At 61.1% G+C, this 1,271-nt stretch carries 2 protein-coding genes; both read left to right on the top strand.

The annotated features are described in order from the left end of the window. A partial coding sequence (locus MHN80_RS25640) for a helix-turn-helix domain-containing protein (protein ID WP_239404136.1) occupies positions 1-541 on the top strand: 541 nt, incomplete at its 5' end. Further along, positions 493-1,271: IS3 family transposase (locus tag MHN80_RS25635; protein ID WP_308219803.1), on the top strand; the 779-nt coding region annotated here is incomplete at its 3' end. The genes MHN80_RS25640 and MHN80_RS25635, both read left to right, overlap by 49 nt.

Here is a 1,271-nt window from a genome sequence, read left to right as displayed (position 1 = left end):
TGGACTGCTCCCCGGGAGTTGGACTGAAAATCAGTTTCGACTACCCGGGGAGAGTTGTATGCATCCACGTAGTTCGTTGTCGGTGGAGCAGCGTGAGCGGGCGGTAGCCTTCTTCGAGGAAGGCTTCGGTGATCGCTGGGTCGCCACGAAGTTGGGCGCATCACGCGAGGCGGTGAAGACGCTGTATCAGCGTTGGCGAATTCATGGCAGGGGTGCATTGGTGAAAAAGCGAGTCCAAGGCACGTACTCATTTGAGTTCAAAGTGGCGCTGGTGCAGCGTTTCCTGGCCGGCGAGAACGCGCTCACGCTCAGCCAAGAGGCCGGCCTGTCCTCCCCTCAACAGCTCAAAGCGTGGGCGCGAATCTATCGTCGTGACGGCGTCGATGGGCTCAAACCCAAGCCGCGTGGTCGCCCTCGCACCCAGCCGGTCGAAGAGCTCAGCGAGCTGGAACAGTTGCGTCGGGACAACGAGCGGTTGCGGGCGGAGAACGCATACTTGGGAAAATTGCAGGCCTTGAGGCAGCAGCACCGACGGTCCTGAAGGTTCACGCCGTCATCTCCCTCAAGGCAGAACATCGACTGAGCGATCTGCTCGCCGCGGCGGGGCTGGCACGCTCGACGTTCTTCTACCACCAGGCCCGACTCGGCAGCCCCGACCCATGGGAACAGACCAAGGCCGCGATCAGCGAGATCTTCCACGCCAACAAGGGCCGGTACGGCCACCGGCGAGTACACCGTGAGCTGGTCAAGAGCGGCGAACAGATCGCGAAGAAGACCGTGCTGGCGCTGATGCGTCAACTCGGCCTGACCTGTCAGGTTCGCCGGCGTCGTTACGTGTCGTACCAGGGCCAGACCGGGGTCATCGCCGACAACCTACTCAACCGCGACTTCACCGCCGAGGCACCCAACCAGAAGTGGGCCACCGATGTCACCGAGTTCCGCATCGGCGAGAACAAGCTGTACCTGTCACCGATCTTGGACCTGTACAACCGCGAGATCATCGCCCACTCGATCAGTCGATCACCGAATCTAGATCTGACCCACTCGTCTTTGCGGGCCGCACTTGCCACCCTCGAACCCGGCCAGCGCCCGTTGGTGCACTCCGATCAAGGCTTCCAATACCAGCACAAAACCTGGGGACGGATACTCGCCGAAGCCGGTGCGCAGCAATCGATGTCACGTAAAGGGAACTGCTACGACAATGCCGTGATGGAAGCGTTCTTCGGACACCTGAAGGAGGAATGCTTCCACCACGTCACCTACCTCGACAC

This window comes from Gordonia sp. McavH-238-E (genome assembly GCF_022348225.1).
Classification (GTDB): Bacteria; Actinomycetota; Actinomycetes; order Mycobacteriales; family Mycobacteriaceae; genus Gordonia; species Gordonia terrae.
This window is presented reverse-complemented; position numbering and strand designations above follow the sequence as displayed.